Consider the following 25,629-nt stretch of genomic DNA (forward strand, 5'->3'; position numbering starts at 1 on the left):
CCCGGGCACCCCCACGATATTGGGGTGCCCGGGGTGCGCCATGTGGCCCGGAGCGGTGACCGCGAGCGGGAGGCGGCTTACGAGGCCGGTTCGACCTCCAGGAAGCGCCGTCGCCGCGGCCCCCGGTAGAGCAGGGCCTCCCACCCCAGACGCGTCAGGACGGCGGCGCACTCGGTCAGGGCCCGCTCCTCGTCCTGGGCGGCTCCGCCGCCGTGCGGGCCGAGCCACTCCACTCGTACGGCGGCGGGCGGCTCAGCCGCGCCTACCCGATACCCCGTCGCGACCCGCTGTCCCGAGCCGTCGACCGCGGACGCCGGCAGACCGGCGGCCTCCAGCGCCAGCGCGACGGCGCGCACCGGCCGCCGCAGCTCCCACTGCGCGGGGACCGCCGCCGGATCACCGGTCCCGGTGTTCGTCAGCCGTCTGATCTGGAGCAGTCCTTCGAACGCGACCCGGACCTCGGCCGCCCGCGCCCGGGGCGTCGTACCGCACGGCGGGCCGTCGCCCGTGGCCGCCTCGAAGCCGTCGGGCCGCCCCGTCCCCTCTTCTTCGCTCGCCATCCCCGCCGCCGTCCCCTTCCGCCAGGTGGTCGTGCCCGGACCGACAGAAGACCCCGACCGGACGGGGGATGCCGGTCGGGGTCGCCGAAGGGAGAGTGTGGATGGCGGTCGCCTCGCGGCGATAGGCTCCATGGGGCTTCAGCCGAACGATCTTCCCCATGGGCGATTCTTATGTGGGGCCCGGGGACTCAGTTCCATCCACACCCTCAATGGGTCCAACGGCGGGCCCCCGCCGATTGTTCCCGGGGCGGGTGATCAGGCAGGAAGCACCCAGATCGGGTTGGAGTAGAACCACAGGTCCTTCCACGGGTCGGCGTCGCCGAGCACGTCCATCGCCGGGCCCACCGGGTCGACGGACGCGCCGTTCAGCCCGACGGCGGTGCGGTTGCCGTCCGTGCCGCGCAGCCGGACGTAGAGCGGTCCGGAGACCCGGCCGAGCTTGTACGTCAGGTGGACGGTGCCCTTCGACTGGTTGATCTCGAAGGACTTCGCGACCTTGGCGGTCGGCGCGGTGAAGGTGTCCTTGTCGTGGACGTGGCCGGTGACCTGGCCCTGGATGACATCGACCCGGGCCAGCGTCGGAATGAACTGTGCCCAGTTGGCACCGTTGGCCAGCGCGATCTCGATCGACAGCTCGACGTCCGTACCACGCCTGACGTGCAGCGCGCCGCCGAGCGTGGCCCAGCGGCCACCGCCCTTGAGCCGGGTGTCCAGACCGCTGATCAGACCGCCGTGGTCGACCCAGATCCGGCCGGCCCGCATACCGTCCATGACCGCGGCGTACGAGAACCGGTCCGCGCCGACGTGCGTACGGCTGTAGTGGCCCGGCCAGTAGTCGCCCTTCCCGAGGTCGAGGCCGTTTCCGTAGACGGGGTCGGAGTGCTTGCCATTGGCGTTGAAGTCGTCGTTGGGCCCGATGACGGAGGGCTCGGCGTACACGCTGTGCGAGTCCGAGTTCGCGGTGATCCACCACGGCTTGCCCTCGGCCAGCAGGCTGTCCCAGAGACCGCCGACCGTGGAGGTCATCCAGTCGAAGCCGCCCCAGGTGCGGTAGCTCTCCGGCGGGTAGGCGGCGAAGGAGTTGGCGTTGGGAGCGTTCTCGTAGTAGCCGCGGCCACCGCCACTGCCGACCGGCTTCGGCAGACCGGCCGCCTGGTGACCGGGGGCGCCCTCCATGCCGATGGCGATGGGATGGGAGGCCGAGGTGGCGTCGCGCCAGCCGCGGATCTCGTGAGGCGAGTCGATGCCGTTGCGGGCCGGGTGGTTGGCGAGCATCACGGCGTCGTCGACCTTGCGCCTGCGCACCTGGTCGGCGAGGAACTGGAGCCCCGAGATGGCCAGCGCCTCATTGGTGGCGTTCGAGGAGCTGGGGTGCAGGCTGCCGTCGTAGTCGGTCTCGAACTTCTTCAGCACCTCCACCTCGTTGCGGCCCGGGTGGACGAAGACCGTGGCGTGCTCGGCGCCCGGGATGTTCCACTCCAGGCCCTGGAAGACGAGCTGGTCCTGGTAGGTCTCGCGGGCTTCCTTGATGTCCGGGTTGACCTTCTCCACACCGATCTTGGCGTGCGCGGCGCTGCCGTGGTCGGTGATGACCATCCAGTCGAGACCGTGCGCCGTGCCCTGGCGCACCTGGTCGACGACGCGGTACTTGCCGTCGCTGCTGTACTGGGTGTGGATGTGGTGGTCGCCCGCCAGCCAGAGGAAGCCATTGCTCTTGCCCCGGTCGGACGAGCCGCCCGAACCGCCCGAGTGCGCGGCGGCGGCGGTGGCCCCGCCCAGCACGCCCGCCCCCGCCAGGCCCGCGCCGAGCAGACCGGCGCGGCGCAGCATCGAGCGGCGCGACAGCTGGCTGGGCGACAGCTCGCTGTCCGGGACGTTGGCGTCGAGCGCCGGAGGCAGGGGGCCGGTGTCGGCCTCTGTGTGCGTGTGGTCGTGCGTGTGGTCGTGCGGGTGGTGATGGCCGTGGCCCATGGTGCGCTCCTCGCCGATGCCTGTGATGCCCAGCGGGTCAGATGTTCGATCGCTGGGATGAAGGCCGGATGACGGGAGCCCGTACATATCATGTTGAATTCCGAACGGAATGCCGGGTTGGGGTGCGTTGGTGCAGGTCGTGCGGGTGCGAGCACCTTCACGGAATATCCGGGAGCGAGAGAGGGCGCCCCGCTATGCACTGCATGTATACGCGCTATGTATAGTGCGGTTATGTCCTTCGGCCGTGCCCTGACCGGGTTACCGATGCCTGCTTCGCCCTGCCCGCCGTCCGGGTCGGCGTGCCGCGACGCGCGTCGTCGCGTACGTCGCGCGTCCGGCGCCTCGCGCATGGCGTAGCCGGCGCGTCGGGCCCTCCGGGCCCGCGGCCGAACCCACGTAACCCGGCGCGCCGTTCCGCGCGCCGGCTTCCATCCAGGCCCGGTGCGGGCTCAGCGCTGCGCGACTGCGGCCCGCTCCCTCGTGAGCCACTCCGTCATCAGTAGAGGGATTTGTCATGCCAAAAAACACTTCGGCACTTGGTTCCCGAGCGGTGGGCGCCCTGGCGGCGGTCGCCTCGCTGGTCCTCGCGTTGAGCGGCTGCTCCGCGTACGACGCCACCTCGCCCGCCGACGCCAGGGGTGACGCCAAGAACGGGGCGAAGGCCGGGTCCGGTGCGGTCGACTGCGGGAAGGAGCGCTGTATAGCCCTCACCTTCGACGCGGGACCCTCCGAACACACCCCCGGGCTGCTCGACATCCTCAAGAAGGAGAAGGTTCCCGCGACCTTCTTCCTGCTCGGCAAGAACCATGTCGTCAAACACCCCGACCTCGTACGCCGTATCGCGGCCGAGGGCCATGAGGTGGCCAACCACACTTGGTCGCACAAGATCCTTTCGGATAAGGACCCCGACTCCGTACGCGAGGAGCTGGCGCGTACGCAGGACGCCATAGCGGAGATCACCGGCCACAAGCCCACGCTGATGCGTCCCCCGCAGGGCCGTACCAACGACGACGTCGCGAAGGTGAGCCGCGAGCTCGGTCTCGCGCAGATCATGTGGAGCGCCACCGCCAAGGACTACTCGACGACGGACTCCGAGCTCATCAAGAAGCGCATTCTCGACCAGTCGGACCGCGACGGCATCATCCTGCTGCACGACATCTATGACGGGACCGTGCCGGCCGTACCCGGGATCATCGAGGAGCTGAAGAAGCGCGGCTATACGTTCGTCACGGTCCCCCAGTTGCTGGCGCCGGGACGCGCCGAGCCGGGGAAGGTCTACAAGCCCTGACCTCGCGGGCGCGCGGCTCGGGCCGCTGTGGAATGGGGTAAAAGGTATAAAACTGTCATGATCGGATATGTGGACGCCGAATACGTGGACTCCAGACACCGCATGCGCATCAGTGAAGTGGCCGCGCGTACCGAACTGTCCCTGCGCACCATCCGGCACTACGAGGAGACCGGGCTCGTCACCCCCTCCGCCCGCTCACAGGGCGGTTTCCACCTCTATACCGACTCCGATGTGGCCCGGCTGATGGCCATCCGCCGGATGGAACCGCTGGGCTTCTCGTTGGAGGAGGTGCGTGCCCTGCTCGCCGTCGTCGAACGGCTCGGCGCCGAGGAGCCGCCCGCCCCGGACGAGCGGGACGGGCTCCTGGCGCGCGTGGGCGAATTCGAGCGGGCCACCGCGGAACGGATCGCGCATCTCCGTACCCGGCTGGCGCGGGCGGAGGAGTTCGCCGCCACACTGCGTGTGTGGACGGCGCCCGCCGGGCTGTGCGACGGCTGAGCGGCTGAACGCGCGGTGCGGGGCGGCTGAGCGGTTCAGGACGGGAATTCGCTCTCGGGGACCTCGCTGGTGGTGGCGTTGCCACCGATCGACTTGGCCAGCGAGAAGGTCAGCACGGTGTACTGCGTACCCCCGCTGACCTCCACCGTCTTGAAGTCCGCCGTGTCGTCGAACTTCTCGAAGGCGCAGTCCCGCGTGAAGGACTTCTTCGCGGAGCTCCAGTCCGAGCCCGAGGTGAAGTACACGGTGTACGAGCCGTCGCCGACGCGGCGCACCGTCGTACTGGCGCCCTTGCGTATGTACACCGTGAAGGCGGTCCTCTTGCCACGGGTCAGGGAGACCACCGCGTCGGAGTCCGTGCCGTTCTTGACGGTCAGCCGCCCCAGCCCGCCCGAACGGGCATCCTTCACGAGGGCGCCGTTGCCGAGCCGGCGGTGCTTCGGCTGCTCGGTGCGGGGCAGCTTCAGCCGTACGGGGTAGCCGAGGCCGGTGAGCGTGGTGCTCGCTTCGCTGACGCGCCGGGGGCCGTCGGCCGAGCCCAGTTCGACGCGTGGTGAGAGGGCGCAGCGTCCCTCGCCGCCCCCCGCCTCCGCCAGGCTCCGGCTCAGATCGCGCAGCGAAGCGGCGAGAGCGGCGTTCCCGGTCTCGGCGTCTTCGGGGGTACCAGCCGTCTCCAGCCCGCCGGCGGCCGTGGCGGCGGCGGTCGCGGCCGTACCGAGCGCCTGATTCAGGGCCCGGCCCTCGCTCGCGCGGTCGACCGCGCGCAGGGCCTTGTCGAGCGGGCCGAGCGTGCTGTCCAGCGTGCCGCGGTACGCGGCGGGATCGACGGTCGGCGTAGGGCTCGGCGTGGGACTGGCCGCCGCCGGGGACTCCGGGCCGCCGCTGTCACCCCCCGAGCCGCACGCGGTCAGTGGTACGGCCAGCGCCAGGACCACACCCGCGGCCGTGGCCCGCCCCGAAATACGCGCACGTATGTCACTCACCCTGCTGCCCCGTTTCCCCCCGCTCGCCCCCCGGCGAGCACCGAATGCCCAGGCTTCTCCCGTGCCGGACGGCTGTCAAGACGCCGCGGGCGCGGCCCCGGTTCCCTTCCTGCTGGCGGTGGCGAGGGACCGGCCGTACGGTGAAAAAGGACGACGGACTCGACGTGACCTGTGCGATGGACCTGTGCGAGTGAAGCTGTGCGAGTGACCTGTGCGGTCGGACGGGCGGCGGCGTGATGACGAACAGCGGAGAGGGCGTGGGCGGGTTCATCTGCAGTCATCTCGCGGATGTGGAGCCGGTGACTCCGGACAGCCTGGACAGCTGCACCGAGTGCGTGGCCATGGGCGACACCTGGGTGCATCTGCGGGAGTGCCAGAGCTGCGGCCACATCGGCTGCTGCGACTCCTCCAAGAACAAGCACGCGACCGCGCATCACCACGCGTCCGGACACCCGCTCATCCGTTCGTACGAGCCGGGTGAGGGCTGGTGGTGGTGTTACGAGGACGAGGTCGTCTTCGAGGTCGAGGGCGTTCCGCCGATCCGGCCCGCCGCCTGACCGGGGACGCCCTCGACGCCCGTCAGCCCGACGTCACGGTGAACAGCGCGCCGTCCGGGTCGCGCAGCGTCGCCTCGGCCGGGGCCCGCGACGCGTCCGGCGGCGAGAGCAGCACGCCTCCGCCCTTGAGCGCCGCCCGCACCGAACCGGACACCTCCGGCACCCGGAAGTACACATGCCAGCGCGGCCGGATCCGCGGGTCGGGTGTGGCCTGTACGGCCCCGCCGCGGATCTTGGCGACCACATGCCCGTCCTGCCGCAGCACCGCGTGATCGTGCTCGCGGACGAGGGTGAACCCGCCCTCGGTCTCCGGCGCCCAGCCGAGGACCTGGCTGTAGAACCTGGCCGCGTCGTCGGTGTCTCGGCTGCGCAGCTCCAGCCACGCCGGCGCGCTGCCGCGCCCCACGGTCCAGTCGGAGCGCACGGCGCCCTCCCAGATACCGAACGCCGCGCCGTCCGGGTCCGTGGCCAGCGCCGCCCGGCCCGAGTGGAAGGCCAGCGGACCCACCGCGACGGTCGCGCCGCGCTCCCTGATCCGGGCCGCGGCCTCGTCCACATCGGCCACCGCGAAGTACGGCGTCCAGGAGACGGCGACCTGGAGCGACGCCGCCAGAGCGCCGATGCCCGCGACCGGCATCCCGTCGGAAAGGGCGACACAGAAGTCGTCCCCCAGCCCCGCCGGACGATAGGTCCAGCCCAGCACATCGCCGTAGAAGTCCTGAGCGGCGGGCAGTTCACGGGAGAGCAGCGTCACCCAGCAAGGAGCTCCGGCCACCGTCTGTGAATCGATCTTGTCCGGCTCCACACCGCTCACTCCACCCTCGCCCCGACTCTTGTCACTCTCTGCTGTCACTACCTGCTGCCCCCGATCGGTGCCCCTACTCTGCCAGGCCCAGCGCCACTTCCCCGCCGCGGGTGGGCCCCCAGAGCGTGGTGACCGGCTCCCAGACGCGGATACCCGCGGGCGATCCCAGGGAAGTGGCGTCGAATCGTGTGCCGTTGTGCGAGGGGTCGCCCGCGACGGTCAGATACGCGACCGTACGGGACTCGTCGGCGGCCGGGTCGATGGTGCGCACCACGGCGTACGCGGTGGCTCCGGCGGCGAGCCGGTACGGCGCGCTCTCCACCGGCGGCACGGGCTGGGCCGCTCCGTCCAGGTTCCCGAAAGTGATGGTCGGGATACGGTCCACGGCACAGGCACGGCCACTCTTGTTGGTGACGCTGATACGGACCTGGTTGACGACATCGGAGGCCGTCGCGGTCACCTTGACCGCGCTCTCGCGGCATGTGCCGAGGGCCGCGGGCGCGAAGACCCCGGCGGGCGCGGGGACGGCGGCCGAGGCGCCGGTGGCGAACGGGAGCACGGTGAGGGCGGCAGCCGCCGGGGCGACGAGGGCAGGACGGATACGGATACGCATGGCTGGTTTCCCCGTTTCGGTCGATCGGTGGTCAGTGGCACAGCGCCGGACGGGCGGTCCGTCCACCATCGGCCGTGCTGTGCCGCTTGCCCGAGATGACACGCGAACGGCCCCGGTGGTTGTGCGGCTCCGGCGGGGTGGGAACGGCGCCGCCCGCCCGACGGTATGTCAGCCGCCCTCCCGAGGAACGGTGTCCAGCACCTTGCCGGATCTGCTCGCGGCCAGATAGGCGGCGCCGTAGTCGTCCATCACATAGACCAGCAGGACGGGCTGATCGTCGGCGAAGACCCACGCGGGGTCCACGATCACATAGCGGTTTGTCGGCTTGTCGACGCCGAGGTCCTTCTCGGCGGTACGGAGCAGACCGGGCAGCGCGTCCCAGTCGAACGAGGTGAGGTCCACCGTTCGCTTGCCGGCGGTGAGAGTGCCGCCCGCCCCCTGCCGGGTGGCCTCGCCGTCCCGGTACTGGAACGTGTCGTAGAGCCGCTTGTCGTCCGGGAGCGGAGCCTCGGCCGAGGCGTAATCGTCGTACACCACGAACCGGTTGACGTCCGTACCGCCCATCACGGGTTTCAGCCCGGCGATCACGCTCCTGATGGCCGACGGCGAGAGCAGGGAGTCCGGTGACGTCCCGGGAGACGTCGACGGGGACGCCGACGCGGTCGGGGTCCGCAGCGGCGTGGAGGGTACGGGGGCGCCGGTCACGGACCGGTCGCCGCCCGCGGAGTCCCCATCGGCGCGGGAGTCTCCGGGCCACGGCACCAACGTCCAGATGAGCACACCGGCGAGGCTCACTCCGGCGACGGCGGCGGCGACCGACACCCCGCGGCCGACGCGTCTCCTTCCGGCCGGTACGAGTGCGGCCGGTACGAGTGCGGGCGGTACGTACGGTGACGGTGGTGCGTACGGTGACGGAGGGCTTGGCGAGGACGGCGGCGCGGGTGGCCCGTAGGCGAGCGTGACGGAGTCCACCGGTCCGGCCGCGAGACCGCCCCGCCGACCGCCTCGCTCCGGCTGTCCCGTCCCCTCGGGCCGCTGGGGACGCTCCTCCGAGACGCCGGCGAGCATACGGTCCAGCTCGGCCGCGTCCGGCCGGGCGCCCGTGTCCCGGGTCAACAACGCCACCAGTACGGGCGCGAGCGGACCGGCCCGCACGGGCGGGGGAATCTCCTCGTCGAGCACCGCCGCCAAGGTGGCGAGCGTGGTGGCCCGCCGCAAGGGATGACGGCCCTCGACCGCGACATACATCAGCATGCCGAGCGACCACAGATCGGAGGCCGGGTCGCCCTCGTCACCGCGAATGCGCTCGGGGGCGATGTAGTCGGGGGAGCCGATGAGTTCACCGGTGGCCGTCAGCCCGCTGGACTCGCGCAGCGCCGCGATACCGAAGTCCGTGAGAACCGGCCGCCCGTCGGCGCGCAGCAGGACATTGGCGGGCTTCACATCCCGGTGGTGGATCCCGGCCGCGTGCGCCGCGCGCAGCGCCGCCAGCACGCCGCGTCCGATCCCGGCGGTCTCGCCGGGCGGCAACGGCCCGCGCGCGAGCCGGTCCTGAAGCGACGCTCCCGGCACCAGCTCCATGACGATCCAGGGATGGGCCACCTCGGCGGCGTCCACGATGTGATGGATCGTGACCACATTCGGATGGTCGATCCTGGCCAGCGCGCGTGCCTCCCGCAGCACCCGCTCACGGAGCGTCCTGGCGGCGGCCGGATCGGCCGCCAGCATGGCCGGATCGGGGGGTCGTACCTCCTTGAGCGCCACCTCACGGTGGAGCGCCAGATCACGGGCGCGCCACACCATGCCCATGCCGCCACTGCCGAGCCGGTCGAGCAGCTCGAACCGTCCGTCGATCACCCGTCGTTCGGGACCCCCTGCGTTCATGGCGCTCAGGGTACGAGCCTCCCGAGGGGATGCTCACATCGCGCCGGCCCCCGCTCCCGAGCCCGCTCCCGAGCCCGCTCCCGAGCCCGGGTCCGCGCCGGCGTGCGCCGGTGTGTGCTCCCGGCCGCCGGGGTGCCGGCGGCGCCAGATCCAGAACACGGCGATGGACACGAACGCCCAGCCCGCCAGCACGGCGAAGGGGAAGACATGCTGGGCTCCGCCGAAGTACACCGCCGTGTGGTTGGCGTTGATCGAGGCGCCCGGTGGCAGCCACCGTCCGATGTGCCCCAGCACGGAGGGCAGCAGCGGCCAGGAGACGGCTCCGCCGGAGGAGGGGTTGCCCAGCAGCACCAACAGCCCCCAGGTCGGCAGCATCGCCCACCGGCCCATGAGGGTGTTGAACATGGTGAAGACCATCCCGGACGTGAACATGGTGAGCGCCAGGATCAGCCAGGACTCCACAAACGGAAGACGGAGCGCGCCGAGCCACCAGTCCACCACCGAGGCGATGGCGAAGGCGCCGAGCAGTGAGTACGCGAGGGTGAAGGCGATCCGTTCCCCGGGATTCAACTCGCTCGCCTGGACGTTCAGCTGAATCGCCCCGACGAGCCCCACGATCACGGCGGCGAGCGAGACGTAGAAGAGCGCCAGCCCGCGCGGATCCCCCTTCTGGAGCGGCTTGACATCGCTGATCCGTACGGGGATCCCGACGGCCTCGGCCACGGGCAGGGCGGTCTCCGTGAGCAGCTGCGCCACGGATGCCCCGGCCGCGCCGGCCACCGCGAAATCCACGCGGTCCGTATGGAACGTCAGAATCGCGAAGACCTCCTGTTCCTCCACTCCGCGCCGCGCCGCCGCGTCGCTCGGAAAGCGACGCAGTTCGAGTGATCCGTTGAGGGCCTTCTCCATGCCCTTCACGAAGGCGGTGGCGTTCGCCGTGCCGGTGGGCCCCACCGCGGCGGCGGGGATCCGGTGGGGCGTCGGATTCGCCATGTTGTACGTGTAGGAACCCGCGAAGAGCCCGGCGGCAGCGGCGAGGATGAAGGTGAGGACGATCGCGGGGAGGAAGGGTGAGGCGGTGAAGGCGGACCAGCGTTCCCCCAGGGTCCGATGTCTGCCGTGCGCACCGCCGGAGCGTGGGTGACCTTCGTGATCCGCGTCCATGAAGGCACCGTAAACCACGCATATCGGAACGGCGTCGCGGTGGAGAGGCGCCGGATTCCGGAACGGGTTCAGCGCAGCAGAAGCTGAAGACCGCCGAGGACGGTCGCCCCGATCACCAGCCGTTCGAAGAGCCGTTGGTCGATCCGGTCCACACACGCCTTGCCGATGAGCGCGCCGGGGAAGACGAAGAGCACCAGGGCGGCGTCCAGCAGCAGGGACGGGCCGTCCACCAGTCCCAGTCCCACACTGAAGGGCAGCTTGGAGGTATTGACGATCAGGAAGAACCACGCGGACGTGCCCAGGAAGCCGAGCTTCCGGAAACCGGCGGAGAGCAGATAGAGCGACATCACGGGGCCGCCGGCGTTGGCGACCATGGTGGTGAATCCGCCGAGCACACCGTACGAACGTGCCTTGACGCGGCCGGCGGACGACCCCCCCGAGCCGCCTTCCCCGGCGACCACTCCCGTCGCTTCCGCCTTCTCTGCTCCCGCCGCCCGCTCTGCTCCCTCCGGTCCTTCCGCCGTGGTCTTCTCCTTCGCGCTGTCCGCGCCGCCGCGTCGCCGCCAGATCGTGACGCCCGCCATCAGCAGCAGAATCGCGCCGATCGAGGTGCGGACAGCCGCGTCATCGGCCCAGAGCAGGAAGACCGTGCCCGCCACCACCCCCGCGGCGACCGCGGGAAACAGCCGCCACAGGGTCGGCCAGTGGGCATGGCGCCGGTAGGTGAGCACCGCCACCACATCACCGACTATCAGTATCGGCAGCAGTACGCCCGTCGACTCACGCGCGGGCAGCACGGCGGCGAATACGGCCAGACTCACCGTATTCGCGCCGCTCACCGCGGTCTTCGAGAAGCCGACGAGCGCCGCCGCCGCGGCCAGCGCGGCGAATCCCCACCAAGATATGTCCATTTCGGCAACCGATGGTATGTCCCGGTGCGGGACCGCCACCGGGCGGACGGCGCTCGAAACGGAACTCAGGCCGGTACGGACCGGGCCGCCGGGGCGGTCAGCCGGCCGCCGCGCGCGAGCGCGAACACCGCTCCGGCGCAGGCCAGGCCCGTACCGGCCAGCACCGCCCAGGGCAGCCAGCGGGCGTCGTGGCGCTGTGCCACATCCCACAGCGCGCCCGTGCCCAGATTGCCGAGCGTGATGCCCAGCCCGGAGACGGTGTTGTAGAAGCCGTAGTGCGTGGCGACCAGCCGGTCGCCCGACAGCGCGACGACGGTGTCCATCTCGAACGGATAGACCACCGCGCTCCCCACGGCCAGCGCGACGACCGCCGCCACCAGCGCGGCGAGCATCCACAGCCGTGCCGTACGCCCGTCATCGGCGGGGACCAGGGCCGGCGGGATGAACGCCAGCCCCATGACTGTCAGCCCCCGCACCAGCGCTCCCCGCGGACTCCAGCGGCGCGTGGCCCAGCGCGTCAGCCGGGTCTGCCCCACCACCGCCACGGCGGCCGAGATCACGAAGAGCGCGCCCGTGGCCTTCTCAGCCGCCGGTCCCAGCGCGTCGGCGGCGGCCAGCGGCAGGGCCAGATAGACCTGGAAGGTCAGCACATACGAGCCGATCATGGCCAGCGAGAACAGCAGGAACGGCCGGTTGGCCAGCACCGTGCGCCACTGCGCGGCCACCCCCGCGGGCCGTCCGGCCGCCTCCTCCCCGCCGCCCCGGGCGGGCAGTGCGCGCCACTGGAGGACGGTCAGCGCCGCGAAGATCACCGCCGCGACCACGCACACCAGCCGGAAGTCGGCGGCGAGCAGGACGAGACCCACCGGCGGCCCCAGCAACATCCCGGCCTGGTAGAAGACGTTGAAGACCGCGAAGGCCTCGACCCGCCGCTCGCCCGCCTCGGCCGCCAGATAGGCGCGTACCGCCGGATTGAACAGCGCGCCCGCGAACCCGGTCGCCGCCGAGGCCACGATCAGCGCGGGCAGTTGGTCCACCCACCCCAGCAGCGCGAAACCGCCCGTGCGCAGCAGACAGCCGGTCATGATCGGCGTCTTGTAGCCGAACCGGTCGGCGAGGGCACCGCCGATGAGGAACATCCCCTGTTGCGAGAGCGTACGTACGCCGAGCACCAGCCCGACCGCCCAGGCGGCCAGCCCGAGCCCACCGGCCAGATGCGCCGCGAGATAGGGCATGAGCATGTAGAAGGCGAGATTGATGGCGAACTGGTTCACCATCAACAGGCGTGCCGCGGGCGGAAAGGACCGGGCCGCGGCCCAGGTACCCATGGCACCGGCCCCTCGGCCTCCGGCTGTCACGGAGCCCTTCACCTGGCCACCCCCGCCAGGCCGCCGCCCGCCTCCGGACCCGTCGTGGCGAGTGGATCCACCACCGTGGTGCAGCGCGTCCACCGGGTGACGGCGTGTTCGCCGGGATGCGCGATCTCCTGGGGATGGTCGGCGGGCCGGTGGCCGAGCAGTCCATGCTCACGGCAGTACGTGTCGTCGAAGACGGTCCCGACATAGCGCTGCGGACCGTCCGGGAAAACCGCCACGATCCGTTCCCCCGGCGGCCGTACGGCGGCCAGCCAGCGCGCGACCAGGGCGACCGCCCCGACGCTCCAGCCGCCCGTCGCGTACCGCGCCCGCGCCAGCGAACGCGCGGCCCAGACCGCCTCCGGGGCGGCCACCCAGTGCACCTCGTCGAAGAGGCCGTACGCGACATTGCGCGGGTGGATGCTGCTGCCCAGACCGCGCATCAGCCGGGGCGCCGCCGGCTGGCCGAAGATGGTCGAGCCGGTGGTGTCGACACCCACCACACGCAGGGCGGGGAAGTGCCGGCGCAGCACCGTACCGATCCCGGCGGAGTGCCCGCCGGTGCCGACACTGGCCACGAGTGTGTCGATCCGGCCCAGTTGGGACACCAGCTCCTGGGCGAGCGGACGGTACGCGGCCACATTGTCGGGGTTGTGGTACTGATCCGGGCACCAGGAGTCCGGATACGCGGCGAGCAGCTCCGTCACCCGCCGCCTGCGGGCCTCCTGCCAGCCGCCCACCGGATGCGGCGCCCGCACCAGCTCGATGTCCGCGCCGTACGCCGTCAGCAGCCCGGTCATCAGCGGTTCCATCCCGGGATCGGTGACGACGGTGACGGGATGGCCGAAGACCACCCCGGCCAGTGCCAGCCCCAGGCCCAGCGTGCCGGAGGTGGATTCCACGATCCGTGCCCCGGGCGGCAGTTCGCCGCGCTCCCGGGCGCGCGCCACCATGTACAGGGCCGTACGGTCCTTGATTCCGCCGGGGTTGTGTCCTTCCAGCTTGGCCCAGAAGCCGCGGCCGGGGGCCGTGAACGGGGCGCCGATCCAGAGCGTCGGGGTGTCGCCCACCAGCGCGGCCGGGCTGTGGGCCGGCTGGGGGGCGGGTGAAACATCGAAGTGGTCCATCGCGCAGAGCTCCAGTGGCCGGCCGCGCGTGGGCGCGGTCCCGGCCGTGGTGAGGGGGAACGGTCAGAGAGCGTGGAGAGCCACAGGACCTGCGTGCGGGCGCAGCCGCGCGCGGTCAGAGGCCCGGGGCCGTCATCAGTTCCGCCACACACCCAGCGCCGCGCGCCGCCGCTGTTCCGTGTCCCGGTGACTCCCCGCGTCCTCGCGTGCCGCACGGGCGCGCGGGCCCACCGGGTTCCGTACGGCGGTGTCCGCCGCGTCCGGACCGTCGTCCACGGCGAGGGATACGGCCCACGCGTCCGGGCGCTGCGGCAGGACGCTCGGTTCATCCGTGTCGGTGCAGGAGGCCGCCCCATGGCTGGCCCGACCGGCACAGCCGGCCACCGGCCTGGGCGGGTGGCCGACGGCGAGGTACTGCGGCGAGAGCGCCGACGTGGGCGTCGCCGCGCCCTGGAGCGGCGCGGCGGAGACCGGACCGTGCGCACAGCCCAGCACATGGAGCAGCGCGGCCAGCACGGTGAGCAGCACGGCGCACGGTCTCGATCCGCGCCCGCCCTTTCCGTGTCCCGCCGTACCGGTCATGTCGCGCAGCGTATGTGATCGGTCACCTCAGGTCGTCACCGGAGGGTGTTCGCCGCGCTGCCGGGTGCGTAACCCGTGGCTCCTGGGACAAGGCCCCTGACCTGCGACCGCTACGAGATCCGGCCGTACGCCGGGACGACGGGACCGCGAGATGGACGCGATGGACGCGGAGCGACCGCCGGAGTTCCACTCGGGCGTGGCCCACCCCGCACGGGTGTACGACGCCTGGCTGGGCGGCACACATCACTTCCGTCGGGGTGGGCCGCAAGCCCTGAGCGCGGAAAACCCGGAGGACATCGGCCGCCGTGATCCGTAACGTCCTGGTCGGCGTGGCGCGCGAGGGCCACGTGGGCATCAACGCGCCCGGCCGGCCCGGGCCGAGCCGTTCATCGGCACCTTCGGCCGGACCGGTTGAGGCCGATTCCAGGAGTTGACGAGTTGACGGGTATGGAGAACGCGATGCGGGCTGTCGGCCGACCGATCGTCGATCTGTTGTCCCAGTACCGGACACGGGATCCCCGGGAGGCCGCCGACGCGGCCCGCGTGCGCGCGCTCGCGGAGAGCGCGGACGATCCCTGGCTGCGTTCGATTCCGCTGCATGTGACGGCGTCCGCACTGATCGTGCACCCCCCGAGCGGACGGGTCCTGATGCGCTGGCACTCGCGCCAGGGCTCATGGCTCCAGGTCGGGGGCCATGGCGATCCGGGTGAGAGCGACCCCCTGGAGGTCGTGTCGCGGGAGGGCCGCGAGGAGACCGGGCTCGGGGACCTCGTCCCGTATCCGGACCCGTCCCTCGCGCGGCTCGTCCAGGTGGTGATCGTGCCGGTCGCCGCGGGCGGCGGTGAACCCGCCCATGAACACGCGGACCTCCGGTTCGTCCTGGCCACGGCCGAACCGGACGCGGCACGGCCGGAGAACCCGGACGCCCCGTTGCGCTGGATGACCCCGGCCGAGGCACGGGAGGCCACCTCCGAGGAGAACGTCCGTGAAGCGCTGCGGCGGGTGGAGGAGTTGCTAGACGAGTAAGTCCGAAGTGGCGTCGTCCGGTGCCGGCGCCAGCGCGAAGACACAGGCGACACCCGCCACCAGGACGGCGGCCAGCCCGACGACCCCCGCCAGCGTCAGCTGAAGCAGCAGCGCGCCGGCCGCCGCCCCGGCGAACATGGCGATCAACGAGCCGACCTTGCGGTGTGGTCTCGTACCGGTGCCCGTCCCGAGCACGCTCTCCGCCGTGAGCCCGGTGAGCGTCTGGGTGAGGACGGTCGTCATCAGGTCCCGGGGGGCGAGCACGCGCACCGTCGCGTTCTGCAGACCGGAGCAACCACCGAGCAGCGCGATGACCACCAGTACGAGCCGGCCCTCGGGGCGGAGCACCCCCGTACCGAGCAGCAGAGCCGTCAGCGTGAGTCCGGCGGCCTGGCAGGCGAAGGCCCAGACCAGCCAGAACCGGGGCCGGCCGCCGAGGAACTTGCTGAGATGCCCGCCGAAGAACGCCCCCAGAACGAAGGACGCCATGGCCACGATCGGTGCGAGCACCGGCATCCCGGACCCTGTCGCGACGGAGAATCCGAGGAAGACGACATTGCCGGTCATATTGGCGACGAAGACATGCCCCAGCCGCAGATAGCTCACCGCGTCCACGAGACCGGTCGCGAAGGTCATGGTCAGCAGCGCGCCGACGGCCCACCGCGGTGCCACGGGAAGGTTCTCGGGCACAGGGGCACCTGCTTTCCTTCGCGCTCGGCCTCACCCTCACCGGCGTACCTCGCCCTCACCGGCGGACGGTTTCCTGTGGGCGGCCTGTCGCACGGACCAACAGATCGACACCCTAGACAGTAAGTCCGAAGTGGCGTCGTTCGCCCGGCGGGCGGGCCGTCCTGTCCGCACCACGCCGACGGGCGCCGTGTGCGCATGAGGTATGAAGTACGGGAGTGGGCATGGCCGCCACGCCCGATCGCAGAGAAGGAGAACTCCGTGCTCCAGCCGCCCGGAAGCCCCGATGTCCCCCGTGACCGGGCCATACCTCCGGTGCCGAGGAACTGGGCCGGCAACATCACCTTCAACGCGGCGCGCGTGCACACGCCCTCATCGGTGGAACGGCTGCGGGAGATCGTCGCGGGAAGCGATTCGGTGCGCGCGCTCGGCAGCGGCCACTCGTTCAACACCATCGCGGACACCCACGGCGATCTGGTCTCGGTGGCCGGACTGCCCCGGATCGTGGAGATCGACGAGACGGCCGCCACCGTCACGGTCAGCGCCGGTCTGCGGTTCGCCGAGTTCACCGGGGCGCTCCACCGGGCGGGCCTCGCCCTGCACAACCTCGGCTCGCTGCCGCATATCTCCGTCGCCGGTGCCTGCGCCACCGGAACCCACGGATCAGGGGTCGGCAACGGAACGCTGGCCTCGGCGGTACGCGCGCTCGAACTCGTCACGGCGGACGGCGAACTGCTCGTCCTGGACCGGGCCGACGAGGACTTCGCGGGGGCCGTGACCGCCCTGGGCGCGGTCGGCGTCGTGACCCGTATGACGCTCGACCTCGTGCCCGCGTACGACATCCGGCAGTGGGTGTACGAGGGGCTTCCGTACGAGCGGCTGCGCGAGCGGTTCGACGAGGTGCTCTCCGCCGCGTACAGCGTGAGCGTCTTCACCAGCTGGCGTACGGAGCGGATCGAGCAGCTGTGGCTCAAGCAGCGGATCGGCGACGGCGACCCGGCCCCGGCCCCTGACCGCCGGTTCGGTGCCGTACGTGCCGACAGCCCCCGGCACCCGGTGCCCGGTATGGACCCGTCGACCTGCACGGCACAGTCCGGCGTCCCCGGACCGTGGCACGAACGACTGCCGCACTTCCGGCCCGAGTTCACTCCGAGCAGCGGCGAAGAGCTGCAGAGCGAGTACTTCGTCGCGCGGGAGGACGGCCGGGCGGCCTTCGACGCGCTGGCACGGATCAGGGAGCGCATCGCGCCGGTCCTCCAGATCGGTGAGATCCGGACGGTCGCGGCCGACGGACTGTGGCTCAGTCCCGCCTACGGACGGGACACCGTGGCCTTCCACTTCACCTGGCACCCGGACACCGCGGCCGTCACGCCCGTACTGGACGCGATCGAGGAAGCCCTCGCGCCGTTCGACGTCAGACCGCACTGGGGAAAGCTGTTCACGATGGGCCCGGCGCGGGTGGCGGCGCTGTACGAGCGGTACGCCGACTTCGAGACGCTGACGGCGAAGCTGGACCCGCGCGGGGTCTTCCGTAACGACCTGCTGGAACGATACTTCCCGGGCGGGGGCGCGGAGCGGCGGACGGCGGCTGACAGCGGTCACCGGCCGATCCGCACCACGTAAAAATGGCGGGATATACCCCGGAAGATCCTCCCGTCCCGCGCTCGGGGAGCACCGTTTTGCGGCACGCTACTCGGGTGAGCGCGAAACCCGATGAGGCAGCGGACGATGAGACGGCGGACGACGAGTCCGCGGGCGAGTTATTCGATGACGCGGCGGCCCGGCGGCTGCTGGAGCTGGGCCAGCGTGAGGAGGCGCTGCGGCGCAGGTTCCCGGTGAACGGATCCGACGGGGAGCGGACGTCGGTCTCGCACTACACGGCGTATGCGGCGATGCTCCACGAGGACGGGGGCTGGCGACAGCTCTTTCCGGCTGTTCCGGCCGAGGCGGAGGCCAGGACGGATCTCCGTGATGTGCTGCGGGTACGGGCCAGGGACGCGGGCGAGCTGGGACCGCGCTTCAGCCGGGCGGCCGAGGCGGTCGTACGCGGCGAGGACCAAGTGATCATCGGCGGTGAGGTCTACCGCGTGGTGCGGATCGAGCAGACCATCATCATGACCGGCCATGGTCCGCAGCCGCCGCAGCCACGGGACCAGGAGTTTCCGGAAGTGCTCGACGAACGTCCGGGGCCCCGGGGACCAGGACGGACGCTGGACGACTGAGCGGACCCCCGGTCCGACAGGGTCCAGGGGGTACGCCCAGGGGGGTACGCCCATGTACGGCGCTTACTCCCGGCGTGCCACCACCAGGGCACATCGAGGGCTTCCGTCGGGGCGTCGGCCGAGATCCGGCAGCGGGAGGAGCTCCGTGGTGAACCCCGTGCGGGCCAGTTCGTCCAGTACCTCGGGAAGCCTGAACGTGCGGTAGTACATGACGAATCGCGGATGCCAGAGCAGATTGCGCAGCCGCATCGCGGAATCGAAGCCCCAGAGCGCCCAGTAGAGCGGGGAGCCGACGCGGGGCGGGGCGGGAAGAGGAAAGACGAACAGGCCGCCGGGCCGGAGCACCGCGTGAGCCCGCGCGAAGAGCACGGGCCGTTCGGCGGGCAGGAAATGGCCGAACGCCCCGAAGCTGACGGCCAGATCGAAGACCGGCGCGAAGGGCAGGGCGCGCGCGTCGGCACGTACCCAGTCCACGGCCGCCGAGGTGAACTCGGCGGAGGCGGAGGCGGAGGCGGAGGCGGAGGCGGAGGCGGAGGCGGAGGCGGCGGCGGCGGAGGCGGCGGACGCGGAGCCGGAAGAGGAGGCAGCGGCGGCGGCGAGCATGCCCGCGCTGAAGTCGACACCGACGACGCGCTCGTCGCACAACCGCCGCAGCACACCCACTCCGGCCCCGGTGCCACAGCAGATATCGAGCCCCGTGGCGAACGGCCCGAGCGGCCGGACCGTACGTACCACCGCGTCCAGCACCTGATCGGGTGTACGGAACGGCGTGTGGTCGAACTTCGGCGCCAGCAGGTCGTAGCCGTGCTCGATGGACGAGAGCGCCTGCACGGCGAGTTCGCGAAGGGTCGGGCCCTGAGGTGTGAACATCAAGGCCCAGGGTAAGGCCCGGGCCGGGCGACCGTATGCGGACCGAGCACGGAGAAGACCCCTCACACCGGCGTAGGCGTACCCACCCGCTCAGAGGCGGAGGTTGCGGTGCAGCCGCCACAGCGCGAGGGCCAGTTGCAGCCGCAGCCGCCCCCGGGGATCGTGCACCGGCCAGCCGAGCCAGTGCTGTGCCTGTGCCAGCCGGTCCTGGAGCGTGGAGTGATGCATGTTCAGCTCGGTGGCGGCGGCGCGCAGGCTCGTGGCGTACGCGACCGTGTGGAGGGTGCCGGCCGCCCAGGGGGCCGCGGCGACGGCACGGTCCAGCGCCCGTACATCGGGGATCGGTTCCGTGTCGGGTCCGACGGAGCCCGCCAGCAGGGCGAGACCGCCCAACTCGTCCGCGTACACCGTCCTCGGCCCGGGGTCCTGGTCGGTGCCCTCCGCGGTGAACAGCGACGCGGTCCGGGCAGCCGCCGCGGACGCCGGCAGTTCGAGTACGGGCACGACGGGGCCGACACCGGCGCGCCGGCCCGCGGACGGCGGCGGCCGGTCGTCCGGGGAGTGCACCGCCTCGACCACCGGCACATCCCCCACGGGCGCCACCACCCGCGCCCATGCCACGTTCCGCAGCCCGAGCCGGCCGGCCGCACGCGACCGGGCGTGTTCCGGGGCCGCCGCGTCGAGCAGTACCTCCACCGAGGCGGGATCGGCGGCCGGGCCCGCCAGCGGCGCCCGGCCGCGGGTCCGGTCGAGGACGACACGGGCGGCGGCAGCGGCCCGTTCCAGCACCATCGCGTGGACTCCGTCGGGCGGTCCCTCGCTCTCCAGCCAGACCGCCGGGGCGCCGCCGGGCGCCAATGGGGCGGACATCCACGACGACAGCACCGGTCCGACGTGATTCCGGCGTACGCCGTCGGCGTCGACCCGGATATGTACGCCCCGCTCGTCGTCCACCAGCCGGGCCGGGCAGCCCGCCAGCACGGCCGCGCCGCGCACCAGCGACTCCAGGCCCGCGCGGCCCTCGACCAGCCGGTCGAAGTACGCGATCACCTGGAGGGCCGCGCCCGCGTCGGGGTCCAGCGCCGCAAGCTTGCCCGCGAGCTCCTTCACTCCCTCATCCTGCTTCTCCACGCGGCCGGTGCCAAGCGTTCCGTTCCTTTTCCTCTCTTTTCTCCCTTCCTCCCTCTGTCACGGCTCCCGGTCCGTCGGGAGGCCCGTTCGCGGGTCCGTGTATCAGTTGGCCGCCAGCAGTCTGCGCAGCCACGTCAGCTGGGCGTTCCGCGCGTCCTGGGAGATCGCCGCCTGCGGCGCCAGGCCGTCGAACCCGTGGAAGCCCCCCGGCCACACATGCAGCTCGGCCCGGCCACCGGCCTGCCAGAGACGACTGGCGTAGGTGACGTCCTCGTCACGGAAGGTCTCCGCGGAACCGACGTCGATGAACGCGGGGGGCAGCCCGGACAGATCCTCGGCGCGGGCGGGCGCGGCGTACGGGGAGACATCGGGGCCGCCGCGCCTGTCCCCGAGAAGCGCGGTCCATCCCGTGTGGTTCGCCGCCCTGTCCCACACCCCGCGGCCGGCCATCTGAAGACTGGAGGGGGTGTCGTTGCGGTCGTCGAGCATCGGGCACATCAGCATCTGCCCGGCCAGCGAGGGGCCGCCCCGGTCGCGTGCCAGCAGTGCGACGGCGGCGGCCAGACCACCGCCCGCGCTGCCCCCGGCGACGATGATCCGGCCGGGGTCGATGCCGAGTTCGCCGGCGTGCTCCGCCGTCCAGACGAGTCCCGCGTAGGCGTCCTCCACCGGCGCCGGGTGGGGATGTTCGGGGGCCAGCCGGTACTCCACCGAGACGATCACCAGGTTGAGTTCGCGCGCCCAGTCGAGGAAGGGCAGGACGCCCGTCCTGTTGTCGCCGAGGATCATGCCGCCACCGTGGATGTGGTAAAGCGCGGGCAGCGCCGGGCCGGCCCCGGCCGGGCGCGCGATCAGCAGGGAGATGTCCGGCTCGCCCGGCGGGCCCGGCACCGCGCGCTCCTCGATCTCGAACGCGCCGTCCTGCCGCAGGTCCTCGTCCGAGAGCTGCGGCAGGCCGCGGCTCCCTCGCAGGGCGGGGATGTCATCAAGGCTCTGGAGGACGCTTATCTGCTCACCGACGACACCGAGCGCCGCCGCGAGTTCCGGATCGAACGGCGGCGGCGGACCGTACCGGTCGGCCTGCGCATCGGAGGGCGGAGTGGCGTTCATGGGCATCTCCCTACGTCGCGGTCACGTCCCTGAGACCGGTACGGCCATCCTGCCTCCGGTCCCGAGCCTGTCGGGAGCGCCGAACGGCGGAGATCGTCCGCCGGACGGCGGGTGCCGCACGGGCCGGCCGGGATGCCGCGCGGGGTGCCGGGGGCGCGAGGGGCGGATCCCGGCCACGCGGGCCCGCCCACCGGCGGAATTCATGCGATCGCAATGCCCTGATCTCGACAGATCCCCCCGCGCGGTGCCACTCTCCCGCCATGCACCTCACCGCCCGAAGCCTGCTCCCCGCGCTTCCCGCCCTCCTCGTCATCGCCGTCACCACGGCCTGCGCCCCGCAGGACACCTCGACCGGGGCCGACGCGTCCGCGTCCGGGTCCGCCGCGTCCTCCTGCGACCCGGGCGCACTGCCCACGGAAGCGAAGGGGAAGCTGACGGTGGGTACGGACAAGCCGGCCTACGCGCCCTGGTTCCAGGACGACGACCCGGCGAGCGGCAAGGGGTTCGAGTCGGCGGTGACGTATGCCGTGGCCAAGGCGCTCGGCTACGGGAAGGACCACGTCGTCTGGCAGACCGTGCCGTTCAACAACTCGTTCGCGCCGGGCGAGAAGAACTTCGACTTCGACATCAACCAGATCTCCATCAGCGACGAGCGCGAGAAGGCCGTCGACTTCTCCTCGGGCTACTACGACGTACGGCAGGCCGTCATCGCGCTGAAGGACTCCCCGTACGCCAAGGCCACGACCGCCGCCGAGCTCAAGGGCGCCAAGCTCGGCGCGCAGGTCGGCACCACGAGCCTCGACACGATCAACCAGGTCATCAAGCCGACGAGTCAGCCCGCCGTCTACCAGAAGAACGACTTCGCCAAGTCGGCGCTGCGCAACGGTCAGGTCGACGCGATCGTCGTCGATCTCCCCACGGCCTTCTACATCACCTCGGCGGAGGTGCCGGACGCGAAGGTGGTCGGCCAGTTCGCGGAGTCGGCCGGCACCGCGGAGCGGTTCGGGCTCGTCCTCGACAAGGGCAGCGCCCTCACATCCTGTGTCAGCAAGGCCGTCGACGGGCTGCGGGCGGACGGCACGCTCGCCGCGCTGGAGAAGCGGTGGCTCGCCGACGCCGTGGACGCCCCGGTGCTCAAGTGACCTCCTCGAACACCGTCGGGCTGACGAAGGACAGCGGCGAGGACACATACACGCCCTCGGCGCGGCGGATCGCGCGCGAGCGGTACAAGCGCGCCCGCGCCCGCCGGGCCATCGCCGTCGCCGCGCTCTCCACCCTCGTGACGGGCGTGGTCCTGTTCCTCGTCATCACGGGCTCGCCCGGCTGGCAGCGCACCCGCGAGACCTTCTTCAGCGCCGAGTACGCGCGGATGGCCCTGCCCAAGGTCCTCGACGGACTGCTCCTCAATCTGCGGCTGCTGGCGATCTGCGGGGTGTGCGTCCTGCTGCTCGGACTGCTGCTCGCCGTCGCCCGCACCCTGCGCGGTCCTGTCTTCTTCCCCGTGCGCGCCCTGGCCACCGCCTACACGGACTTCTTCCGCGGACTGCCCCTGATCATCTGCCTGCTCATGGTCGTCTTCGGGGTCCCGGCGCTGCGGTTGGAGGGTGTCACCACGGACCCGGTACTGCTGGGCGGGACGGCGCTGGTCCTGACGTACTCCGCGTATGTCGCCGAGGTGTTCCGGGCGGGCATCGAGTCCGTACACCCCTCCCAGCGGGCGGCGGCCCGTTCGCTGGGACTGTCCAGTGCCAAGACGCTGCGGTACGTCGTGCTTCCGCAGGCCGTACGGCGTGTCGTGCCGCCGCTGCTCAACGACCTGGTGTCGCTTCAGAAGGACACCGGTCTCGTGTCGATCGCCGGCGCCGTGGACGCGGTGTACGCGGCGCAGATCATCGCCGGAAAGTACTTCAACTACACGCCGTATGTGGTCGCGGGCCTCGTCTTCGTCGCGCTGACGATCCCGATGACCCGCTTCACGGACTGGGTCACGGCCCGGATGGACCGCCGGCGCGTCCAGGGAGGAACCGTATGACGGCCCACGACGTCCGCGCGCCGGGCGGCGGCGACGGACCGGTGCTGCGTCTGGAGTCCGTACGCAAGACCTTCGGACGGGACCGGGTCGTCCTGCGCGATGTCAGTCTCGATGTGGCCCCGCACACCGTGACCGCGCTGATCGGCGCCTCGGGCTCCGGCAAGTCCACCCTGCTGCGGTGCGCCAATCTGCTGGAGGAGATCGACGACGGCGCGATCTTCCTCGACGGCGAGGAGATCACCGACCCGCGGGCCGACCCGGACGCGGTGCGCCGGCGTATCGGGGTGGTGTTCCAGTCGTACAACCTCTTCCCGCATATGACGGTCCTCCGGAACATCACGCTCGCGCCGCGCAGGGTCCTCGGCGTCTCCCGCGAGGAGGCGGAGACGCGGGCGCGCGAACTGCTGGAACGGCTCGGTCTCGGGGACAAGGCGGGGGAGTACCCGGACCGGCTCAGCGGCGGTCAGCAGCAGCGCGCCGCGATCGTACGCGCGCTCGCGGTACGGCCGCGGCTGCTGCTCCTGGACGAGATCACGGCGGCGCTCGACCCCGAACTCGTCGGTGAGGTGCTCTCGGTCGTGCGCGACCTGAAGGGCGACGGGATGACGATGGTGCTGGCCACCCATGAGATGGGCTTCGCCCGTGAGGTCGCGGACCAGGTGTGTTTCCTGGACAACGGCGTGGTACTGGAACGCGGCACGCCCCAGGAGGTGTTCGGGAATCCGCGGCAGGAGCGTACGAGGCGCTTCCTCCGGCGGATCGTCGAGGCGGGCCGGCTGTGACAGGTCCGGCCCGACCGGGACGGCTCTATCGGGGGCCGGGGAGGAGGGCTGGGCCGGGCACACAGGCGGCGGGGCGAGCGCCGGGGGCGGGGCGAGCGGCGAGGAGCGGTTCATGAAGCGGTCTCTCTAGCACGTACCGCACCGACGCTCGACACATATTCGACCAGGCTGATCAGCGCGTCCACCGAAGCGGCACGCTCACGCGCGTCACACATCACCACGGGTGTCTCCGGCAACAGGTCGAGCGCGCCGCGCAGTTCCTCCACCCCGTACTCCTCGCTGTCCGGGAACTGGTTGACCGCCACCGCGAACGGCAGTCCCCGAAGCTCCAGTTGCTCCAGGACGTCGAAGCTGTCCTCCAGCCGCCTCGTGTCGACGATGACGAGCACACCGAGGGCGCCCTCCGCGAGGCCGTCCCACAGATCCCAGAACCGTCGCTGCCCGGGGGTGCCGAACAGATAGAGGACCAGCCAGGAGTTGAGGGTGATCCGGCCGAAGTCCATGGCGACCGTCGTGGTGGTCTTGGTGCTCATACCGGCCAGATCGTCCACGCCGATACTCGCTTCCGTCATCACCTCCTCCGTGCGCAGCGGAGCGATCTCGCTGACCGAGCCGACCAGGGTGGTCTTCCCGACGCCGAAAGCGCCCACCACGAGAATCTTGACGGCCTGCTGGACCGTGTCGGGCAAGTAGCGGTCAGCGGAGCCGACGGAGACCATCCAGTACCTCCTGAAGCAGTTGCGAGTCGGGCAGAACGGCCTGCGGAACGCCGGAGCGCGCGGAGAGATGGCCACTGTCGACGAGATCGGATGCCAGCACCTTCACCAGACTCACCGGCAGTTCGAGATGGGCGGCGGCCTCCACCAGGGAGAGCAGCCGCTCGCACATCCGCACCAGCGCGCGCTCCTCCCGCGTAGCGGAGACCGGAACGTCGCGCGGGGGATCGATGGCGATGAGGAGGGTCTCGACCCCTATGGTGTTACGGGAGGGCCTGGAGCGTCCCTTGGTAATCACATAGGGACGTAACGCACTGGCCGCGTACTCACCGTCCGGTTCACTCACCGCGCGGACTCCTGTCGCGGCGGGCTGCTCAGATTGCCGGCGCCGATCTTCATGACCTGCGCCTGCATCTGACGGGCGACCAGCTTCGGGTCCACCACGGGTCCTGTCACCACCGCGAGATGGGCACCGTTGGCGCTGCGCATGAACAGGAACCCGCCGTTGAACTCCACCATCTGCTGATGGACGGCTCCGCCGTCCTCGCCGAACTCCCGGCCCAGGCTGCGGGCCAGGGACTGGAGACCCGAGCAGTTCGCCGACAGGCGGTCGGCGGAGTCCCGGTTCATCCCCTCGGAACTGGCGAGCAGCAGTCCGTCAGCGCTGAAGACGATCACCTCGCGCACCCCGGGAACCGCGGCGACCTCGGCGATCATCCAGCCGCGCTGCTCCGGGTTCTCCACGTAACTCATGC

General features: G+C 71.4%; 27 protein-coding genes. 9 read left to right on the top strand and 18 right to left on the bottom strand.

Going from position 1 to position 25,629, the window contains the following annotated elements; translation table 11 throughout:
• Positions 1–77: 77 nt before the first annotated feature.
• Positions 78–560 (bottom strand): hypothetical protein, encoded by a 483-nt coding sequence (locus AB0M67_RS14375; RefSeq protein ID WP_365745657.1) that lies wholly within the window; start codon positions 558–560, stop codon positions 78–80.
• A 255-nt stretch (positions 561–815) separates the two neighbouring features.
• Entirely contained in the window at positions 816–2,531 is a 1,716-nt protein-coding gene (locus AB0M67_RS14380; protein WP_365745658.1) for a PHP domain-containing protein, read from the bottom strand.
• Positions 2,532–3,045: 514 nt separating this feature from the next.
• On the opposite strand from AB0M67_RS14380, the gene AB0M67_RS14385 reads away from it, so the two are divergent.
• Positions 3,046–3,819: a polysaccharide deacetylase family protein gene (locus AB0M67_RS14385; RefSeq protein ID WP_365745659.1), complete on the top strand. Its 774-nt coding sequence runs from the start codon at positions 3,046–3,048 to the stop codon at positions 3,817–3,819.
• 57 nt (positions 3,820–3,876) lie between these two features.
• Positions 3,877–4,317, top strand: coding sequence for a MerR family transcriptional regulator (locus tag AB0M67_RS14390; RefSeq protein ID WP_365745660.1), 441 nt, complete (start codon positions 3,877–3,879; stop codon positions 4,315–4,317).
• Positions 4,318–4,352: 35 nt separating this feature from the next.
• Here the strand turns inward: AB0M67_RS14390 and AB0M67_RS14395 are convergent, their stop codons facing one another.
• Positions 4,353–5,300 carry a hypothetical protein gene (locus AB0M67_RS14395; protein WP_365745661.1) on the bottom strand — a complete coding sequence of 316 codons (948 nt, stop codon included), beginning with the start codon at positions 5,298–5,300 and terminating at the stop codon, positions 4,353–4,355.
• Positions 5,301–5,536: 236 nt separating this feature from the next.
• Between AB0M67_RS14395 and AB0M67_RS14400 the strand changes: the two genes are divergently transcribed.
• Positions 5,537–5,857: a UBP-type zinc finger domain-containing protein gene (locus tag AB0M67_RS14400; protein WP_365745662.1), complete on the top strand. Its 321-nt coding sequence runs from the start codon at positions 5,537–5,539 to the stop codon at positions 5,855–5,857.
• Positions 5,858–5,879: 22 nt separating this feature from the next.
• On the opposite strand, the gene AB0M67_RS14405 is transcribed toward AB0M67_RS14400, so the two are convergent.
• The 8 genes from AB0M67_RS14405 to AB0M67_RS14440 all read right to left on the bottom strand — a co-directional run bounded on the left by AB0M67_RS14405 (position 5,880) and on the right by AB0M67_RS14440 (position 14,298).
• Complete coding sequence (locus AB0M67_RS14405; protein ID WP_365745663.1) at positions 5,880–6,611, bottom strand: VOC family protein; 732 nt, start codon at positions 6,609–6,611, stop codon at positions 5,880–5,882.
• 124 nt (positions 6,612–6,735) lie between these two features.
• Entirely contained in the window at positions 6,736–7,275 is a 540-nt protein-coding gene (locus AB0M67_RS14410; protein ID WP_365745664.1) for a DUF4232 domain-containing protein, read from the bottom strand.
• Between the two features lie 168 nt (positions 7,276–7,443).
• Positions 7,444–9,159, bottom strand: coding sequence for a serine/threonine-protein kinase (locus AB0M67_RS14415; protein WP_365745665.1), 1,716 nt, complete (start codon positions 9,157–9,159; stop codon positions 7,444–7,446).
• 33 nt (positions 9,160–9,192) lie between these two features.
• A complete protein-coding gene (locus AB0M67_RS14420) occupies positions 9,193–10,323 on the bottom strand; it encodes an ABC transporter permease (RefSeq protein ID WP_365745666.1) in 1,131 nt (376 codons plus the stop codon).
• A gap of 68 nt (positions 10,324–10,391) precedes the next feature.
• Positions 10,392–11,234: a sulfite exporter TauE/SafE family protein gene (locus AB0M67_RS14425; RefSeq protein ID WP_365745667.1), complete on the bottom strand. Its 843-nt coding sequence runs from the start codon at positions 11,232–11,234 to the stop codon at positions 10,392–10,394.
• Positions 11,235–11,299: 65 nt separating this feature from the next.
• The gene (locus tag AB0M67_RS14430; RefSeq protein ID WP_365745668.1) at positions 11,300–12,562 is read right to left on the bottom strand and encodes an MFS transporter; all 1,263 of its coding nucleotides are present in this window, start codon (positions 12,560–12,562) and stop codon (positions 11,300–11,302) included.
• Positions 12,563–12,600: 38 nt separating this feature from the next.
• Entirely contained in the window at positions 12,601–13,716 is a 1,116-nt protein-coding gene (locus tag AB0M67_RS14435; protein ID WP_365745669.1) for a PLP-dependent cysteine synthase family protein, read from the bottom strand.
• Positions 13,717–13,851: 135 nt separating this feature from the next.
• Positions 13,852–14,298 (bottom strand): hypothetical protein, encoded by a 447-nt coding sequence (locus AB0M67_RS14440; RefSeq protein WP_365745670.1) that lies wholly within the window; start codon positions 14,296–14,298, stop codon positions 13,852–13,854.
• A 447-nt stretch (positions 14,299–14,745) separates the two neighbouring features.
• Here AB0M67_RS14440 and AB0M67_RS14445 point away from each other — a divergent pair, with 447 nt between their 5' ends.
• Positions 14,746–15,324 (top strand): NUDIX domain-containing protein, encoded by a 579-nt coding sequence (locus tag AB0M67_RS14445; protein ID WP_365745806.1) that lies wholly within the window; start codon positions 14,746–14,748, stop codon positions 15,322–15,324.
• Here AB0M67_RS14445 and AB0M67_RS14450 read toward each other — a convergent pair.
• Positions 15,313–16,014, bottom strand: a complete 702-nt coding sequence (locus AB0M67_RS14450) for a YoaK family protein (RefSeq protein WP_365745671.1) — start codon at positions 16,012–16,014, stop codon at positions 15,313–15,315. The genes AB0M67_RS14445 and AB0M67_RS14450 overlap by 12 nt on opposite strands.
• Positions 16,015–16,317: 303 nt before the next feature.
• On the opposite strand from AB0M67_RS14450, the gene AB0M67_RS14455 reads away from it, so the two are divergent.
• Positions 16,318–17,634, top strand: coding sequence for an FAD-binding protein (locus AB0M67_RS14455; protein ID WP_365745807.1), 1,317 nt, complete (start codon positions 16,318–16,320; stop codon positions 17,632–17,634).
• Positions 17,635–17,708: 74 nt separating this feature from the next.
• Positions 17,709–18,233, top strand: a complete 525-nt coding sequence (locus AB0M67_RS14460; protein WP_365745672.1) for a DUF5954 family protein — start codon at positions 17,709–17,711, stop codon at positions 18,231–18,233.
• A gap of 63 nt (positions 18,234–18,296) precedes the next feature.
• Here AB0M67_RS14460 and AB0M67_RS14465 read toward each other — a convergent pair whose 3' ends face one another.
• The 3 genes from AB0M67_RS14465 to AB0M67_RS14475 form a co-directional block, all read right to left on the bottom strand.
• Positions 18,297–19,103: a methyltransferase domain-containing protein gene (locus AB0M67_RS14465; protein ID WP_365745673.1), complete on the bottom strand. Its 807-nt coding sequence runs from the start codon at positions 19,101–19,103 to the stop codon at positions 18,297–18,299.
• Between the two features lie 90 nt (positions 19,104–19,193).
• A complete protein-coding gene (locus AB0M67_RS14470; protein WP_365745674.1) occupies positions 19,194–20,213 on the bottom strand; it encodes a helix-turn-helix domain-containing protein in 1,020 nt (339 codons plus the stop codon).
• Positions 20,214–20,336: 123 nt separating this feature from the next.
• Positions 20,337–21,344 carry an alpha/beta hydrolase gene (locus AB0M67_RS14475; protein WP_365745675.1) on the bottom strand — a complete coding sequence of 336 codons (1,008 nt, stop codon included), beginning with the start codon at positions 21,342–21,344 and terminating at the stop codon, positions 20,337–20,339.
• A gap of 260 nt (positions 21,345–21,604) precedes the next feature.
• Here AB0M67_RS14475 and AB0M67_RS14480 point away from each other — a divergent pair, with 260 nt between their 5' ends.
• From AB0M67_RS14480 to AB0M67_RS14490, 3 genes are read left to right on the top strand one after another with little or no spacing between them, the layout of a single operon-like run.
• A complete protein-coding gene (locus tag AB0M67_RS14480; RefSeq protein WP_365745676.1) occupies positions 21,605–22,486 on the top strand; it encodes an ABC transporter substrate-binding protein in 882 nt (293 codons plus the stop codon).
• A complete protein-coding gene (locus tag AB0M67_RS14485) occupies positions 22,483–23,376 on the top strand; it encodes an amino acid ABC transporter permease (RefSeq protein WP_365745677.1) in 894 nt (297 codons plus the stop codon). The genes AB0M67_RS14480 and AB0M67_RS14485 overlap by 4 nt, the downstream gene beginning before the upstream one ends.
• A complete protein-coding gene (locus AB0M67_RS14490; RefSeq protein ID WP_365745678.1) occupies positions 23,373–24,158 on the top strand; it encodes an amino acid ABC transporter ATP-binding protein in 786 nt (261 codons plus the stop codon). The genes AB0M67_RS14485 and AB0M67_RS14490 overlap by 4 nt, the downstream gene beginning before the upstream one ends.
• A 110-nt stretch (positions 24,159–24,268) precedes the next feature.
• On the opposite strand, the gene AB0M67_RS14495 is transcribed toward AB0M67_RS14490, so the two are convergent.
• From AB0M67_RS14495 to AB0M67_RS14505, 3 genes are read right to left on the bottom strand one after another with little or no spacing between them, the layout of a single operon-like run.
• Positions 24,269–24,877: an ATP/GTP-binding protein gene (locus AB0M67_RS14495; protein WP_365745679.1), complete on the bottom strand. Its 609-nt coding sequence runs from the start codon at positions 24,875–24,877 to the stop codon at positions 24,269–24,271.
• Positions 24,855–25,220: a DUF742 domain-containing protein gene (locus AB0M67_RS14500; protein WP_365745680.1), complete on the bottom strand. Its 366-nt coding sequence runs from the start codon at positions 25,218–25,220 to the stop codon at positions 24,855–24,857. The genes AB0M67_RS14495 and AB0M67_RS14500 overlap by 23 nt, the downstream gene beginning before the upstream one ends.
• The gene (locus AB0M67_RS14505; protein WP_030353840.1) at positions 25,217–25,627 is read right to left on the bottom strand and encodes a roadblock/LC7 domain-containing protein; all 411 of its coding nucleotides are present in this window, start codon (positions 25,625–25,627) and stop codon (positions 25,217–25,219) included. The genes AB0M67_RS14500 and AB0M67_RS14505 overlap by 4 nt, the downstream gene beginning before the upstream one ends.
• Positions 25,628–25,629 lie beyond the last annotated feature (2 nt).

The sequence above is a fragment of the Streptomyces sp. NPDC051662 genome (assembly GCF_040681655.1).
Taxonomy (GTDB): Bacteria; Actinomycetota; Actinomycetes; order Streptomycetales; family Streptomycetaceae; genus Streptomyces.